This is a genomic window from Pseudomonas sp. VI4.1, assembly GCF_002029345.1.
Taxonomy (GTDB): domain Bacteria; phylum Pseudomonadota; class Gammaproteobacteria; order Pseudomonadales; family Pseudomonadaceae; genus Aquipseudomonas.
This window is the reverse complement of record NZ_MULM01000168.1, coordinates 85,994-101,599: the sequence shown is the minus strand read 5'-3', so window position 1 is coordinate 101,599 and position 15,606 is coordinate 85,994. Positions and strand designations below refer to the sequence as shown.

Genomic DNA, 15,606 nt, shown 5'->3' with positions numbered 1-15,606 from the left:
TTCTTGACGACCATAGAGCATTGGAACCACCTGATCCCATCCCGAACTCAGCAGTGAAACGATGCATCGCCGATGGTAGTGTGGGGTTTCCCCATGTGAGAGTAGGTCATCGTCAAGATTAAATTCCAAAACCCCTATCTGCGTATGCAGGTAGGGGTTTTGTTTTTGTTCGCAGGAAATCCGACCCCCAGGGTTTCTATGCAACGGCTCGGTGCATGGCTATCATGCGGACCTCATTGTGAGGCGAGACTTGCATGCTGACGTTGTTAGAGCTTCTTAAAGATGGTCGGTTTCATTCCGGCCAGGCCCTGGGCATTGCCTTGGGTATCAGTCGTAGCGCGGTATGGAAGCAGCTTCAGCATTTGGAAGCTGAGCTTGGCTTGTCCATTCACAAGGTACGCGGGCGCGGGTATCAGCTGGCTGCACCCTTGACGCTGCTTGATCCTCTCGGCATCAGCGCGCGGGCCCCTTCCTGCGACTGGCCCGTTCTGGTCTTCGACTCAATCGACTCCACCAACGCCGAAGCCTTGCGCGCCATCGAGCGCGGCCAAGCTGCGCCATTCCTGGTGCTTGCCGAGCGGCAGACTGCCGGGCGAGGGCGGCGCGGGCGAAAATGGGCCAGCCCTTTTGCGGAAAACATCTATTACAGCCTGGTGTTGCGTATTGAGGGGGGAATGCGGCAGCTGGAGGGCTTGAGCCTGGTCGTCGGGCTTGCGGTAATGCAGGCCTTGCGAGAGCTGGGTATTTCGGCAGCAGGGCTGAAGTGGCCGAATGATGTGCTGGTAGGGCAAAAAAAGATCGCAGGGATATTGCTCGAATTGGTGGGGGATCCCGCTGATGTCTGCCATGTGGTCTTGGGTGTCGGGATTAATGTGAACATGCAGATGACTGACGAGGTTGATCAGCAGTGGACGTCCATGCGGCTTGAGTCAGGCAAGGTATTTGATCGCAATCACCTCGTTGCCGCCTTGGGGGAGAAGCTCCAGGCCTATTTGAGTCAGCATCAGGTCGGCGGATTTTCAGCTATCCAGGCGGAGTGGGAGCAAAATCATCTTTGGCAGGGGCGCGCTGTGTCGCTGATTGCAGGCGTAAACCAAATAGATGGCGAAGTGCTGGGTATTGATAACCAGGGTGCCTTGCGCTTGAAGGTGGGCGGTTTGGAAAAAGTCTTTAGTGGTGGTGAGCTCAGCCTGAGGTTGCGTGATGATTCTTGAGCTCGACTGCGGAAACAGTTTCATCAAGTGGCGGGTGCTCCATGCGGATGTCCGTCGGGTGGTGGGTGAGGGTGTCGTTGATTCGGATCTCGCTTTGCTGGAGAGCTTGGAGGCGCTCAAGGGGATCGCTCTCAAGTTTTGCCGGTTGGTCAGTGTCAGGACCCCTGAAGAAACCCAGGCGTTGATTGCGCTGCTCACGCAAGCTTTCGGTGTGTCGGTGGTCTGTGCGGCGCCGGCTCGCGAAATGTCTGGTGTCCGTAACGGGTATGAGGAATTCGAGCGGCTGGGGCTCGATCGTTGGCTGGCGATGCTCGGCGGGTTTCACCTGGCCTCGGGTGCCTGCCTGGTACTCGATTTCGGTACTGCAGTCACTGCCGACTTCATTGCCGGCGATGGGGAGCATCTCGGCGGCTTCATCTGCCCGGGAATGCCCCTGATGCGCAATCAGTTGCGGACCCATACTCGTAGAATCCGCTATGGGGATCTCGCCGCTGAGCGCGCCCTGGAAAGTCTCGTCCCGGGTCGCACCACCGTCGAGGCAGTGGAGCGAGGGTGTTCGCTGATGCTCAGGGGTTTTGTCCTGACCCAGCTGGAGATGGCGCGCAGCTACTGGGGGGAGGATTTTACTGTGTTCCTCACTGGGGGGGGATGCAGATCTGGTCTCCGGGATCGTGCCCGAGGCCAGGGTGGTTCCAGACCTGGTGTTCGTAGGCTTGGCTATGGCATGTCCCCTGTCCTGAGGTTTTTATGCGTTGGTTGTTCCTGCTGCTGCTCGTTCTCAATGTGTTCTATTACATCTGGCACCAACAAGAGGCGCCTCTGCGTGCGAAAGATGTAACGCCGTTGAGCTTGTACCGAGGTTCGCAGCAGGATATCCGCCTGTTGAGTGAGGCGAGTGACGCGGCTCGAGATAAAGAAAAATCGCCCCGGGCGGATGATGGTTGCCTGTATCTGGGCGGTTTTGCACGTCAGGACGCCGCGCAGGCGGTCGAGCGGCGATTGAATGGCATGGAAATCAAATTCCAGTCATTGCCGAAGGATTCCGCTGAATCTGCAGGTTACTGGGTGCGTGTGGCACCCGAAAGCCGGCGTTGGCTGGATGATTCGCAGCTGAAAAACCTTTCCAAAGAATTCAATGAGTTAAAACATAAAATAATGCCATGCGAGGGGGTTGCACCTGCTCAATAGTTTGCATAGAATGGCGCCCGCTCCGCAGTGAACACCTTTAACGGTTAACGCTGCGAAGCGAGGTCAACGCAGCTAACCTCAGGTTTTTAATGAGAAAATGCTTGACAGAAGGCCGGCGTAGTATAGAATGCCGGCTCGCTTAGGAGGGGTTCCCGAGCGGCCAAAGGGATCAGACTGTAAATCTGACGTCTACGACTTCGAAGGTTCGAATCCTTCCCCCTCCACCATTTTTAGCGAGAGCTGCAAGCCTCGCGGGTATAGTTTAGTGGTAGAACCTCAGCCTTCCAAGCTGATGATGCGGGTTCGATTCCCGCTACCCGCTCCAAGTTTGCAGATCCTGCAAAGTGTTACGCTCTTGTAGCTCAGTTGGTAGAGCACACCCTTGGTAAGGGTGAGGTCAGCGGTTCAAATCCGCTCAAGAGCTCCATATAACAAGGCAGATATGAAAATATCTGCCTTTGTTTTAATGGTCTGGTTGTGTTTCGTTGTCCCTGAGGGTGGTTTGAGCCCCGGTGCTGGCGGAGTGCAAAGGTCATTGAGTAAATTGTTGTAAAGTCTTTTTCGGGCCGGCATAATGGTCGGCCTGATTTTGTTCTAGGTCAGTAGCTCAATTGGCAGAGCGACGGTCTCCAAAACCGTAGGTTGGGGGTTCGATTCCCTCCTGACCTGCCAGATTCACTTGGTGGGTTTGGCTTTCTTTTCACAGGATCTTCATAGATGACTCCTAAAGCTGAAGCTCAAGGCTCTCGCTTCGATCTGCTCAAGTGGCTAGTAGTGGCTGCTTTGGTGGTTGTTGGCGTTGTTGGCAATCAGTATTACTCTGCTTCGCCGATCCTGTACCGTGTACTTGCTTTGCTTGTCATTGCTGCTGTAGCTGCCTTTGTAGGCCTGCAGACAGTCAAGGGCAAGTCTTTCTTTGTGCTGGTGAAGGAAGCTCGCACCGAGATTCGTAAAGTCGTATGGCCAACTCGCCAAGAAACCACGCAGACCACGTTGATCGTTGTGGCTGTTGTCCTGGTTATGGCGTTGCTGTTGTGGGGGCTTGATTCCCTGCTCGGCTGGCTTGTTTCCTTGATTGTCGGCTAAGGGTGTCCCGTGGCTAAGCGTTGGTACGTTGTGCATGCTTACTCCGGTTACGAGAAGCATGTCATGCGCTCGTTGGTAGAGCGCGTAAAGCTGGCTGGCATGGAAGATGGCTTCGGCGAAATTCTGGTTCCCACTGAAGAAGTGGTTGAAATGCGTAATGGCCAGAAACGCAAAAGCGAGCGCAAATTCTTCCCAGGTTATGTGCTGGTCCAGATGGACATGAACGAGGGTACTTGGCACTTGGTCAAGGATACGCCTCGGGTGATGGGTTTCATCGGCGGTACTGCTGATAAGCCTGCACCGATCACAGATAAAGAGGCAGAAGCGATTCTGCGTCGTGTTGCTGACGGTAGCGACAAGCCGAAGCCGAAGACGTTGTTCGAGCCGGGCGAGTCGGTACGGGTCAACGACGGGCCGTTTGCCGATTTTACCGGCACGGTTGAAGAAGTTAACTACGAAAAGAGCCGGATCCAAGTGGCAGTGCTTATTTTCGGACGCTCTACTCCGGTAGAGCTTGAGTTCAGCCAGGTCGAAAAGGTCTAGCTGAGCAAGCATCCCAACCCCGCAGCCTCAGGCTGTGGGGTTTTGTCGTCACTGGGATAAACGCGCAAGTAACCGGGGAGCCTTTCGAGGCGTTTGAACCCGTAATTGGAGTGCCTCATGGCCAAGAAAATTACCGCTTACATCAAGCTGCAAGTGAAGGCCGCTCAGGCTAACCCAAGCCCACCTGTTGGTCCTGCTCTGGGTCAGCACGGCGTGAACATCATGGAATTCTGCAAGGCTTTCAACGCCCGTACTCAGGGTATTGAGCCAGGCCTGCCGACTCCAGTGATCATCACTGTCTACAGCGACCGTAGCTTCACGTTCGAAACCAAATCCACCCCTGCTTCGGTTCTGCTGAAGAAGGCGGCCGGTCTGACCAGCGGTTCCGCTCGTCCGAACACCGTTAAGGTTGGCACCGTGACCCGTGCTCAGCTGGAAGATATCGCGAAAACCAAAAACGCGGATCTGACTGCAGCTGATATGGATGCAGCCGTGCGTACTATCGCCGGTTCTGCTCGTAGCATGGGCCTTAACGTGGAGGGTGTGTAATGGCTAAGCTGACCAAGCGTCAAAAGGCTATCGCCGGCAAAATCGAAGCAGGCAAGTCCTACAACTTTGTAGACGCTGCCGCCCTGCTGGCCGAGCTGTCGACTGTCAAGTTCAGCGAGTCGTTCGACGTTGCTGTAAACCTGGGTGTTGACCCGCGTAAATCCGACCAGGTCGTTCGTAGCGCTACTGTGCTGCCACACGGCACTGGCAAGACCGTTCGCGTTGCCGTGTTCACCCAGGGTCCAGCTGCCGAGGCCGCTCTGGCTGCCGGCGCTGACCGTGTAGGCATGGACGACCTGGCTGCCGAAATGAAAGGCGGCGACCTGAACTATGACGTAGTGATCGCATCCCCGGATGCCATGCGCGTTGTAGGCCAGTTGGGTCAGATCCTCGGTCCACGTGGCCTGATGCCTAACCCTAAAGTCGGCACCGTAACCCCAGACGTAGCTACCGCGGTTAAAAACGCCAAGGCTGGTCAGGTTCGTTATCGCACCGACAAAAACGGCATCATCCACACCTCCGTTGGCAAAGTCGGCTTCGATGCCGTCAAGCTGAAGGAAAACGTTGAAGCCCTGATCTCTGATCTGAAGCGTATCAAGCCGGCTTCCTCGAAAGGCATTTATGTCAAGCGCATCACCCTGAGCACCACCATGGGCCCGGGCCTGGTCATCGACCAAGGTTCGCTGGAAGCGTAAGACAAAAATTGGCGCAAGCGATTGTGCCAATTGAAAGATTGGGGTCCCTGCCTGGCGGGGGCTATCCAAGACCGTAGGCGACGCAAGTCTTAAACCTCAAGCCTACGCAGATGGTGCTCCCGGTTCCTTACCGAATCAGACACCAAAACGACATCCGGCTTCGGTTGGATGAAACGGTAACAAGCAGGAGTTTTTCCCGTGGCAATTAAACTTGAAGACAAGAAGGCCATCGTCGCTGAAGTCAACAAGGCTGCCCAAGTTGCTCTGTCCGCTGTCGTGGCTGATGCCCGTGGCGTAACAGTAGGCGCTATGACCGGACTCCGTAAAGAGGCTCGTGAAGCTGGCGTTTACGTACGTGTTGTACGTAACACCCTGCTCAAGCGCGCCGTTGCTGGCACTCAGTATGACGTGCTCAACGACGTGTTCACCGGCCCGACCTTGATTGCATTCTCCAAAGATCATCCGGGCGCTGCTGCCCGTATTTTCAAAGAGTTCGCAAAAGGTCAGGACAAGTTCGAGATCAAGGCAGCTGCGTTCGAGGGCAAGTTCCTCGCAGCTAATCAGATCGACGTACTGGCAAGCCTGCCGACCCGTGACGAAGCAATTTCTCAGCTGATGAGCGTGATTCAAGGCGCAACCAGCAAATTGGCTCGTACTCTGGCGGCTCTTCGCGACCAGAAAGAAGCTGCTGCAGCCTAAGGCTGAGCGACTCCTTTCAGCGTTTTTTGTTTATTTCGATGGCCGCGTAGGCTGTCACCCCAATACAGGAATTTATAGTCATGTCTCTGACTAACGACCAAATCATCGAAGCAATCGGCGAAAAATCCGTTCTGGAAATCGTTGAGCTGATCAAGGCCATGGAAGAGAAGTTCGGCGTTTCCGCTGCCGCTGCTTCCGCAGGTCCAGCCGCTGTTGCTGCCGTTGTTGAAGAACAAACTGAATTCAACGTCAATCTGGTTGAGACTGGCGAGAAGAAAGTTAACGTGATCAAGGCTGTACGTGAGCTGACCGGTCTGGGCCTGAAAGAAGCCAAGGCTGTAGTTGACGGCTGCCCAGGCATGGTTCTGGAAGCAGTATCGAAAGACGCTGCTGAAAAAGCCAAAGCTGTTCTGGAAGAAGCAGGCGCTAAAGTCGAGCTGAAGTAAGCATCGACTTTGCGTCTCCAGCCCGAGCGTTAAGCGAAAGGCTGATGGCTGGTGGCTCTTGCCACCGGCCTTTTTCCGTTATTGGCAGCCGACTGGGTCGGCGCTGGTAACGAGCTGTAACCACCCGATGCGGTGGCGCAAACCATGGGGTTTGCACGATTTTCTGGCTGCTCCCGTCGGGAGGGGCCAAACAAGCAGGTGACCAAGCTGGGGAACGCTGATGGCTTACTCATATACTGAGAAAAAACGTATCCGCAAGGACTTTAGCAAGTTGCCGGACGTCATGGATGTGCCGTATCTCCTGGCAATCCAGCTGGATTCGTATCGTGAATTCTTGCAGGCGGGAGCGACTAAAGATCAGTTCCGCGACGTGGGCCTGCATGCGGCCTTCAAATCCGTTTTCCCGATCATCAGCTACTCCGGCAATGCTGCGCTGGAGTACGTCGGTTATCGCCTGGGCGAACCGGCATTTGATGTCAAAGAATGCGTATTGCGCGGTGTAACTTACGCCGTACCTTTGCGGGTAAAAGTGCGCCTGATCATTTTCGACAAAGAATCGTCGAACAAAGCGATCAAGGACATCAAAGAGCAAGAAGTCTACATGGGCGAAATCCCGTTGATGACTGAAAACGGTACCTTCGTAATCAACGGTACCGAACGAGTAATCGTTTCCCAGCTGCACCGTTCTCCAGGCGTGTTCTTCGACCACGACCGTGGCAAGACGCACAGCTCCGGCAAACTGCTGTACTCCGCGCGCATCATTCCTTACCGCGGTTCGTGGCTGGACTTCGAGTTCGACCCGAAAGACTGCGTGTTCGTGCGTATCGACCGTCGTCGCAAGCTGCCTGCATCGGTACTGCTGCGCGCGCTCGGCTATACCACTGAAGAAGTGCTCGACGCGTTCTACACCACCAACGTTTTCCACCTGAGCGGCGAAACCCTCAGTCTGGAACTGATTGCTTCGCGTCTGCGTGGTGAAATCGCTGTTCTTGATATTCAGGACGAGAAGGGCAAGGTCATCGTTGAGGCTGGTCGCCGTATTACTGCGCGCCACATCAACCAGATCGAAAAAGCCGGTCTCAAGACCCTGGAAGTGCCTCTGGACTACGTCCTGGGTCGCACTACCGCCAAGGTCATCGTGCATCCGGCAACCGGCGAAATCCTGGCAGAGTGCAACACCGAGCTGAACACCGAGATCCTGGCAAAAATCGCCAAGTCCCAGGTTGTTCGCATCGAAACTCTGTACACCAACGATATCGACTGCGGTCCGTTCGTCTCCGACACCCTGAAGATCGACTCCACCAGCAACCAATTGGAAGCGCTGGTCGAGATCTATCGCATGATGCGTCCAGGCGAGCCGCCAACCAAAGACGCTGCCGAGACTCTGTTCAACAACCTGTTCTTCAGCCCTGAGCGCTACGACCTGTCTGCGGTCGGCCGGATGAAGTTCAACCGTCGTATCGGTCGTACCGAGATCGAAGGTTCGGGCGTGCTGTGCAAGGAAGACATCGTCGCGGTCCTGAAGACTCTGGTCGACATCCGTAACGGTAAAGGCATCGTCGATGACATCGACCACTTGGGTAACCGTCGTGTTCGCTGCGTAGGCGAAATGGCCGAGAACCAGTTCCGCGTTGGCCTGGTACGTGTTGAGCGTGCGGTCAAAGAGCGTCTGTCGATGGCTGAAAGCGAAGGCCTGATGCCGCAAGACCTGATCAACGCCAAGCCAGTGGCTGCGGCGGTGAAAGAGTTCTTCGGTTCCAGCCAGCTGTCCCAGTTCATGGACCAGAACAACCCGCTGTCCGAGATCACCCACAAGCGTCGTGTGTCTGCACTCGGCCCTGGCGGTTTGACTCGTGAGCGTGCCGGCTTTGAAGTTCGTGACGTACACCCGACTCACTACGGTCGTGTTTGCCCGATCGAAACGCCGGAAGGTCCGAACATCGGTCTGATCAACTCCCTGGCCGCCTATGCGCGCACCAACCAGTACGGCTTCCTCGAGAGCCCGTACCGTGTGGTGAAAGACGCTCTGGTCACCGACGAGATCGTGTTCCTGTCCGCCATCGAAGAAGCTGATCACGTGATCGCTCAGGCTTCGGCCACGATGAACGACAAGAAAATGCTGATCGACGAACTGGTAGCTGTTCGTCACTTGAACGAGTTCACCGTCAAGGCGCCGGAAGACGTCACCTTGATGGACGTATCGCCGAAGCAGGTAGTTTCGGTTGCAGCGTCGCTGATCCCGTTCCTCGAGCACGACGACGCCAACCGTGCGTTGATGGGTTCGAACATGCAGCGTCAAGCTGTACCCACCCTGCGCGCTGACAAGCCGCTGGTCGGTACCGGCATGGAGCGTAACGTAGCCCGTGACTCCGGCGTTTGCGTCGTGGCTCGTCGTGGCGGCGTGATCGATTCCGTTGATGCCAGCCGTATCGTGGTTCGTGTTGCCGATGACGAAGTTGAAACCGGTGAAGCCGGTGTCGACATCTACAACCTGACCAAGTACACCCGCTCCAACCAGAACACCTGCATCAACCAGCGTCCGCTGGTGCGTAAAGGTGATCGGGTTCAGCGCAGCGACATCATGGCTGACGGTCCGTCCACCGACATGGGTGAGCTGGCGCTGGGTCAGAACATGCGCATCGCGTTCATGGCCTGGAACGGTTACAACTTCGAAGACTCCATCTGCCTGTCGGAACGAGTTGTTCAAGAAGATCGCTTCACCACGATCCACATTCAGGAACTGACCTGTGTGGCACGTGACACCAAGCTTGGGCCAGAGGAAATCACTGCCGACATCCCGAACGTGGGTGAAGCGGCACTGAACAAACTGGACGAAGCCGGTATCGTTTACGTAGGTGCTGAAGTTGGCGCAGGCGACATCCTGGTCGGTAAGGTCACTCCGAAAGGCGAGACCCAACTGACTCCGGAAGAAAAACTGCTGCGTGCCATCTTCGGTGAAAAAGCCAGCGACGTTAAAGACACCTCCCTGCGCGTGCCTACCGGCACCAAGGGTACCGTCATCGACGTACAGGTCTTCACCCGCGACGGCGTTGAGCGTGATGCTCGTGCACTGTCGATCGAGAAGACCCAGCTCGACGAGATCCGCAAGGACCTGAACGAAGAGTTCCGTATCGTTGAAGGCGCGACTTTCGAACGTCTGCGTTCCGCTCTGGTCGGCCGCAAAGCCGAAGGCGGCGCCGGCCTGAAGAAAGGTCAGGACATCACCGACGAAATTCTCGACGGTCTTGAGCATGGCCAGTGGTTCAAACTGCGCATGGCTGAAGATGCTCTGAACGAGCAGCTCGAGAAGGCTCAGGCTTACATCGTTGATCGCCGCCGTCTGCTGGACGACAAGTTCGAAGACAAGAAGCGCAAACTGCAGCAGGGCGATGACCTGGCTCCAGGCGTGCTGAAAATCGTCAAGGTTTACCTGGCAATCCGTCGCCGCATCCAGCCGGGCGACAAGATGGCCGGTCGTCACGGTAACAAAGGTGTGGTCTCTGTGATCATGCCGGTTGAAGACATGCCGCACGATGCCAATGGCACCCCGGTCGACGTCGTCCTCAACCCGTTGGGCGTACCTTCGCGTATGAACGTTGGTCAGATCCTTGAAACCCACCTGGGCCTCGCGGCCAAAGGTCTGGGCGAGAAGATCAACCGCATGATCGAAGAGCAGCGTAAAGTTGCCGATCTGCGCAAGTTCCTGCACGAGATCTACAACGAGATCGGCGGTCGCAACGAAGATCTGGACAGCTTCTCCGACCAGGAAATCCTGGATCTGGCGAAGAACCTGCGTGGCGGCGTTCCAATGGCCACTCCAGTGTTCGACGGTGCCAAGGAAAGCGAAATCAAGGCCATGCTGAAACTGGCAGACCTGCCAGAAAGCGGCCAGATGCAGCTGACCGACGGCCGTACCGGCAACAAGTTCGAGCGCCCGGTTACTGTTGGCTACATGTACATGCTGAAGCTGAACCACTTGGTAGACGACAAGATGCACGCTCGTTCTACCGGTTCGTACAGCCTGGTTACTCAGCAGCCGCTGGGTGGTAAGGCGCAGTTCGGTGGTCAGCGTTTCGGGGAGATGGAGGTCTGGGCACTGGAAGCATACGGTGCTGCTTACACTCTGCAAGAAATGCTCACAGTGAAGTCGGACGATGTGAACGGCCGTACCAAGATGTACAAAAACATCGTGGATGGCGATCACCGTATGGAGCCGGGCATGCCCGAGTCCTTCAACGTGTTGATCAAGGAAATTCGTTCCCTCGGCATCGATATCGATCTGGAAACCGAATAACACGTGACGCGAATCGAGAGCGGGGCAGGATTGCCCGCTCTCTGCTCCGCCAGGAGGAAAGGCCTTGAAAGACCTACTGAATTTGCTGAAAAACCAGGGTCAAGTCGAAGAGTTCGACGCCATCCGTATTGGATTGGCATCGCCTGAGATGATCCGTTCGTGGTCGTTCGGTGAAGTTAAAAAGCCGGAAACCATCAACTACCGTACGTTCAAACCTGAGCGTGACGGCCTGTTCTGCGCCAAGATCTTTGGCCCGGTAAAGGATTACGAGTGCCTGTGCGGTAAGTACAAGCGCTTGAAGCACCGTGGTGTGATCTGCGAGAAGTGCGGCGTTGAAGTCGCGCTGGCCAAAGTTCGTCGTGAGCGCATGGCGCACATCGAACTGGCTTCCCCGGTTGCCCACATCTGGTTCCTGAAATCGCTGCCGTCGCGTATCGGCTTGCTGATGGACATGACCCTGCGTGATATCGAACGCGTTCTCTACTTCGAGAGCTATGTCGTTATCGATCCAGGCATGACCACCCTTGAAAAAGGTCAGCTGCTCAACGACGAGCAGTACTTCGAAGCGCTGGAAGAGTTCGGCGACGATTTCGATGCCCGCATGGGTGCTGAAGCTGTCCGTGAACTGCTGCACGCTATCGACCTGGAACACGAGATTGGCCGTCTGCGCGAAGAAATTCCGCAAACCAACTCCGAAACCAAGATCAAGAAGCTGTCCAAGCGTCTGAAGTTGATGGAAGCCTTCCAGGGTTCCGGCAACCTTCCAGAATGGATGGTGCTGACCGTTCTGCCGGTTCTGCCGCCAGATCTGCGTCCACTGGTCCCGCTGGATGGCGGTCGCTTCGCGACTTCCGACCTCAACGATCTGTATCGTCGAGTGATCAACCGTAACAACCGCTTGAAGCGTCTGCTCGATCTGTCCGCTCCGGACATCATCGTGCGCAACGAAAAGCGTATGTTGCAGGAAGCCGTCGATGCACTGCTCGACAACGGTCGTCGTGGCCGCGCTATCACCGGTTCCAACAAGCGTCCTCTGAAATCCCTGGCTGACATGATCAAGGGTAAGCAAGGTCGTTTCCGTCAGAACTTGCTCGGTAAGCGTGTTGACTACTCCGGTCGTTCGGTAATTACCGTAGGTCCGACCCTGCGTCTGCACCAGTGCGGTCTGCCGAAGAAAATGGCCCTCGAGCTGTTCAAGCCGTTCATTTTCGGCAAGCTGGAAATGCGTGGTCTCGCGACCACCATCAAAGCTGCCAAGAAAATGGTCGAGCGCGAGCTGCCAGAGGTTTGGGACGTTCTCGCTGAAGTGATCCGTGAACACCCGGTTCTCCTCAACCGTGCACCGACCCTTCACCGTCTGGGTATCCAGGCGTTTGAACCGGTACTGATCGAAGGTAAGGCTATCCAGCTGCACCCTCTGGTCTGTGCTGCGTACAACGCCGACTTCGACGGCGACCAAATGGCCGTGCACGTACCGCTGACGCTGGAAGCCCAGCTGGAAGCGCGTGCGTTGATGATGTCGACCAACAACATTCTGTCGCCAGCCAACGGTGAGCCAATCATCGTTCCGTCGCAGGACGTTGTATTGGGTCTGTACTACATGACGCGTGAAGCGATCAACGCCAAGGGCGAAGGTCGTGTGTTCGCGGATCTGCAAGAAGTTGACCGTGTGTTCCGTGCCGGCGAAGCCGCACTGCATGCCAAGGTCAAAGTGCGGATCAACGAAACCGTCAACGATCGTGATGGCGGCAGCGTCAAGAACACCCGTATCGTCGACACCACTGTCGGCCGTGCGCTGTTGTTCCAGGTTGTTCCACCTGGCCTGTCGTACGACGTCGTCAACCAGCCGATGAAGAAAAAGGCGATCTCCAAGCTGATCAACCAGTGCTACCGCGTGGTTGGTTTGAAAGAGACCGTGATCTTCGCTGACCAGTTGATGTACACCGGTTTTGCCTATTCGACCATTTCCGGCGTTTCCATCGGTGTTAACGACTTCGTTATCCCGGATGAAAAAGCCCGCATCATCAATGCTGCTACTGATGAAGTGAAAGAGATCGAAAGTCAGTACGCCTCCGGCCTGGTAACCCAGGGCGAGAAGTACAACAAAGTGATCGACCTTTGGTCCAAGGCGAACGACGAAGTTTCCAAGGCGATGATGGCCAACCTCTCGAAAGAGAAAGTCATCGACCGTCATGGCGTCGAAGTCGACCAGGAATCCTTCAACTCGATGTACATGATGGCCGACTCGGGCGCACGGGGTTCTGCTGCGCAGATCCGTCAGCTCGCCGGTATGCGTGGCCTGATGGCCAAGCCGGACGGTTCCATCATCGAAACGCCGATTACTGCGAACTTCCGTGAAGGTTTGAGCGTACTTCAGTACTTCATCTCCACTCACGGTGCTCGTAAAGGTTTGGCGGATACCGCGTTGAAAACGGCGAACTCCGGTTACCTGACTCGTCGTCTGGTAGACGTGGCGCAGGATCTGGTCGTGACCGAGATCGATTGCGGCACCGAGCATGGCCTGGTAATGACGCCGCACATTGAAGGCGGTGACGTTGTCGAGCCGCTGGGTGAGCGCGTATTGGGTCGTGTCATTGCCCGTGACGTATTCAAGCCGGGTACCGAGGAAGTTATCGTTCCTGGCGGCACTCTGGTTGACGAGAAGTGGGTCGAGTTCATCGAGCTCAACAGCATCGACGAAGTGATCGTGCGTTCGCCGATCAGCTGCGAAACCCGCTACGGCATTTGCGCCAAGTGCTACGGCCGTGACCTGGCTCGTGGTCACCAGGTGAACATCGGTGAAGCGGTCGGCGTTATCGCTGCCCAGTCCATCGGTGAGCCGGGTACCCAGCTGACCATGCGTACGTTCCACATCGGTGGTGCGGCAAGCCGGACCTCCGCAGCCGACAGCGTTCAGGTGAAGAATGGCGGTACCGTCCGTCTGCATAACCTGAAGCACGTTGAGCGAGTGGATGGTTGCCTGGTTGCCGTGTCCCGTTCCGGTGAGCTGGCGATCGCTGATGACTTCGGTCGTGAGCGCGAGCGTTACAAGCTGCCGTACGGTGCCGTGATTTCGGTTAAAGAAGGTGACAAGGTCGACGCTGGCGCAATCGTGGCCAAGTGGGATCCGCACACTCACCCGATCGTTACCGAAATGAAAGGTACCGTGACCTACGTGGGCATGGAAGAAGGCATCACGATCAAGCGTCAGACTGACGAATTGACCGGTATGACCAACATTGAAGTACTCGACGCCAAAGACCGTCCAGCTGCCGGTAAAGATATCCGTCCTGCTGTGAAGATGGTTGATGACAACGGCAAGGATCTGTTGCTGCCAGGCACTGACGTTATCGCTCAGTACTTCCTGCCAGCCAACGCCCTGGTCGGTGTTGCGGATGGTGCGAAGATTGCGATCGGTGATGTTATCGCTCGTATCCCGCAAGAGACTTCGAAGACCCGTGACATCACCGGTGGTCTGCCGCGTGTTGCCGACTTGTTCGAAGCCCGTCGTCCGAAAGAAGCCTCGATCCTGGCGGAAGTCAGCGGCACCATCGCGTTCGGTAAAGAGACCAAAGGCAAGCGCCGTCTGGTTATTACCCCGAACGACGGTACCGATCCGTACGAAGAGCTGATTCCGAAGTGGCGTCACCTGAACGTCTTCGAAGGCGAACAGGTAAACCGCGGCGAAGTTATCTCCGACGGCCCGAGCGATCCACACGACATCCTGCGTCTGCTGGGTGTGAGTGCGCTGGCCAAGTACATCGTGAACGAGATCCAGGACGTTTACCGTCTGCAAGGCGTGAAGATCAACGACAAGCACATCGAGACCATCCTGCGTCAGATGTTGCGTAAGGTTGAAATCGCTGAATCCGGCGACTCGACTTTCATCAAGGGCGACCAGATGGAGTTGACTCACGTTCTGGTAGAGAACGAACGTCTGGCTGGCGACGAGAAATTCGTTTCCAAGTTCACTCGTGTGTTGCTGGGTATCACCAAGGCGTCGTTGTCCACCGAATCGTTCATCTCGGCGGCTTCCTTCCAGGAAACCACTCGCGTACTGACCGAAGCGGCGGTAACCGGCAAGCGCGATTACCTGCGCGGCCTGAAAGAAAACGTGGTTGTGGGTCGTCTGATCCCGGCCGGTACCGGTCTGGCTTATCACAGCGAGCGCAAGCGTCGCCGTGAAGCGGACAAACCGTTGCGCGTAAGCGCCAGTGAAGTGGAAGCTGCACTGACCGAAGCGCTGAACTCGAGCGGTAACTGAGTTCTGCGGTAAATGAGCGTAAGGCCCTGGTCGCTCCGTTCATCGAATCGAGACAATTTGTCGAGGTTGGATGAGCGGGGAGGTCGGGGCCTTGCCTTGACTGGGGGCAAGATCCTCTTTAGACTCTTGTACCCCTAAATTTGGCGGGAATTCGTTCCTGCCATTTTGCTTTTCTTGCAAGACAATAGCGTCGCAAGACAACAGTGGAGCTAGTAGATGGCAACTATCAACCAGCTGGTACGTCAGCCGCGTAAGCGTATCGTCGAGAAATCCGACGTGCCTGCGCTGCAGAACTGCCCGCAACGTCGTGGCGTATGCACCCGTGTGTATACCACCACGCCGAAAAAACCTAACTCGGCACTGCGTAAAGTATGCCGTGTGCGTCTGACCAACGGTTTCGAGGTTTCCTCGTACATCGGCGGTGAAGGCCACAACCTGCAAGAGCACAGCGTGGTACTGATCCGCGGCGGTCGTGTAAAAGACTTGCCAGGTGTTCGTTACCACACCGTACGCGGTTCTTTGGATACTTCCGGCGTTAAAGGTCGTAACCAGGGTCGTTCGAAGTACGGTACCAAGAAGCCTAAGTAGTAGTGGCTTTTTGTAAAAACCGATTTTCTATTTTTCTGAG

The 15,606-nt window shown here is 56.0% G+C and carries 11 protein-coding genes, 4 tRNA genes, 1 rRNA gene and 1 pseudogene; all 17 read left to right on the top strand.

Going from position 1 to position 15,606, the window contains the following annotated elements:
• Positions 1 to 2 precede the first annotated feature (2 nt).
• A 5S ribosomal RNA gene (gene rrf / locus BZ163_RS21625) occupies positions 3 to 118 on the top strand.
• A gap of 136 nt (positions 119 to 254) precedes the next feature.
• Positions 255 to 1,214: a bifunctional biotin--[acetyl-CoA-carboxylase] ligase/biotin operon repressor BirA gene (gene birA, locus BZ163_RS21620; RefSeq protein WP_128872510.1), complete on the top strand. Its 960-nt coding sequence runs from the start codon at positions 255 to 257 to the stop codon at positions 1,212 to 1,214.
• A pseudogene (locus tag BZ163_RS21615) lies at positions 1,204 to 1,954 on the top strand (pantothenate kinase). Before birA ends, BZ163_RS21615 begins: the two are co-directional and overlap by 11 nt.
• A gap of 7 nt (positions 1,955 to 1,961) precedes the next feature.
• Positions 1,962 to 2,402 carry a hypothetical protein gene (locus tag BZ163_RS21610; RefSeq protein ID WP_128872509.1) on the top strand — a complete coding sequence of 147 codons (441 nt, stop codon included), beginning with the start codon at positions 1,962 to 1,964 and terminating at the stop codon, positions 2,400 to 2,402.
• Positions 2,403 to 2,544: 142 nt separating this feature from the next.
• Positions 2,545 to 2,629: transfer RNA gene (locus BZ163_RS21605), tRNA-Tyr, on the top strand.
• A 24-nt stretch (positions 2,630 to 2,653) separates the two neighbouring features.
• Positions 2,654 to 2,727, top strand: a tRNA-Gly gene (locus BZ163_RS21600).
• Positions 2,728 to 2,753: 26 nt separating this feature from the next.
• A tRNA-Thr gene (locus BZ163_RS21595) sits at positions 2,754 to 2,829 on the top strand.
• 169 nt (positions 2,830 to 2,998) lie between these two features.
• Positions 2,999 to 3,074, top strand: a tRNA-Trp gene (locus BZ163_RS21590).
• A gap of 45 nt (positions 3,075 to 3,119) precedes the next feature.
• Entirely contained in the window at positions 3,120 to 3,488 is a 369-nt protein-coding gene (gene secE, locus BZ163_RS21585) for a preprotein translocase subunit SecE (protein ID WP_128872508.1), read from the top strand.
• A 9-nt stretch (positions 3,489 to 3,497) separates the two neighbouring features.
• The gene (gene nusG / locus BZ163_RS21580) at positions 3,498 to 4,031 is read left to right on the top strand and encodes a transcription termination/antitermination protein NusG (RefSeq protein ID WP_007896622.1); all 534 of its coding nucleotides are present in this window, start codon (positions 3,498 to 3,500) and stop codon (positions 4,029 to 4,031) included.
• 117 nt (positions 4,032 to 4,148) lie between these two features.
• Positions 4,149 to 4,580, top strand: coding sequence for a 50S ribosomal protein L11 (gene rplK / locus BZ163_RS21575; protein ID WP_128872507.1), 432 nt, complete (start codon positions 4,149 to 4,151; stop codon positions 4,578 to 4,580).
• On the top strand, positions 4,580 to 5,275 hold the full coding sequence (gene rplA / locus BZ163_RS21570) for a 50S ribosomal protein L1 (RefSeq protein WP_128872506.1): 696 nt from the start codon (positions 4,580 to 4,582) through the stop codon (positions 5,273 to 5,275). Before rplK ends, rplA begins: the two co-directional genes overlap by 1 nt.
• A gap of 198 nt (positions 5,276 to 5,473) precedes the next feature.
• Positions 5,474 to 5,974, top strand: coding sequence for a 50S ribosomal protein L10 (gene rplJ / locus BZ163_RS21565; protein ID WP_008145489.1), 501 nt, complete (start codon positions 5,474 to 5,476; stop codon positions 5,972 to 5,974).
• An 80-nt stretch (positions 5,975 to 6,054) separates the two neighbouring features.
• Positions 6,055 to 6,420, top strand: a complete 366-nt coding sequence (gene rplL, locus BZ163_RS21560) for a 50S ribosomal protein L7/L12 (protein WP_128872505.1) — start codon at positions 6,055 to 6,057, stop codon at positions 6,418 to 6,420.
• A gap of 220 nt (positions 6,421 to 6,640) precedes the next feature.
• Positions 6,641 to 10,714, top strand: a complete 4,074-nt coding sequence (gene rpoB, locus BZ163_RS21555) for a DNA-directed RNA polymerase subunit beta (RefSeq protein WP_128872504.1) — start codon at positions 6,641 to 6,643, stop codon at positions 10,712 to 10,714.
• Positions 10,715 to 10,778: 64 nt separating this feature from the next.
• Complete coding sequence (rpoC, locus tag BZ163_RS21550) at positions 10,779 to 14,978, top strand: DNA-directed RNA polymerase subunit beta' (protein ID WP_128872503.1); 4,200 nt, start codon at positions 10,779 to 10,781, stop codon at positions 14,976 to 14,978.
• 216 nt (positions 14,979 to 15,194) lie between these two features.
• Positions 15,195 to 15,566, top strand: coding sequence for a 30S ribosomal protein S12 (gene rpsL, locus BZ163_RS21545; RefSeq protein ID WP_002555494.1), 372 nt, complete (start codon positions 15,195 to 15,197; stop codon positions 15,564 to 15,566).
• The last annotated feature ends 40 nt before the right edge of the window (positions 15,567 to 15,606 follow it).